Annotated in this window: 1 protein-coding gene; it reads left to right on the top strand. The window is 59.6% G+C overall.

The window, feature by feature from the left end:
• Nucleotides 1–581, top strand: a 581-nt coding sequence (locus E1K68_RS27520) for an RHS repeat-associated core domain-containing protein (protein ID WP_212614961.1), incomplete at both ends; no start/stop codon positions are given.

The raw sequence follows: 581 nt of genomic DNA, 5'->3' as shown, positions 1-581 counted from the left end.
GGCGACCGCCATTACGACTACGACGCCTTCGGCAACCTCATCCGCGAACGGCGTGGCAAGGGCCAGCAACTCGTCACCGAATACCGCTACGACTGCCAGCATCGGTTAATCAGCATCACAAAGCCGAACGGCCAAACCGCCAGCTATCGCTACGACCCATTTGGGCGGCGCATCAGCAAAACCGTGGACGGCAAGACCACCGAGTTTTTCTGGCAAGGCGACAAGCTGATTGCCGAGCACCATGCAGAGCGTCATCGCAGTTACCTCTACGAACCGGATAGCTTTCGACCACTGGCGCTACTGGAAGGCTTCGGCCCACAAGCCACAACGCCCTACCACTACCAACTCGACCACCTCGGCACCCCGCAGGAACTCACCAACCCCGAAGGCAAAATCGTCTGGTCCGCCCACTACCGCGCCTACGGCCATATTGCCCGGCTCGACGTGGGCGACATCGACAACCCGCTACGGTTTCAAGGGCAGTATTTCGATGCAGAAAGCGGACTGCACTACAACCGCCATCGCTACTACAATCCGGATATTGGTCGCTACCTGACACCGGACCCGGTGAAGTTGGCGGG

The sequence above is a fragment of the Pseudomonas sp. B2021 genome (assembly GCF_018135665.1).
Taxonomy (GTDB): Bacteria; Pseudomonadota; Gammaproteobacteria; order Pseudomonadales; family Pseudomonadaceae; genus Aquipseudomonas; species Aquipseudomonas lactis.
The sequence above is the reverse complement of the archived record's forward strand: the minus strand, read 5'-3'. Positions and strand labels throughout refer to the sequence as shown.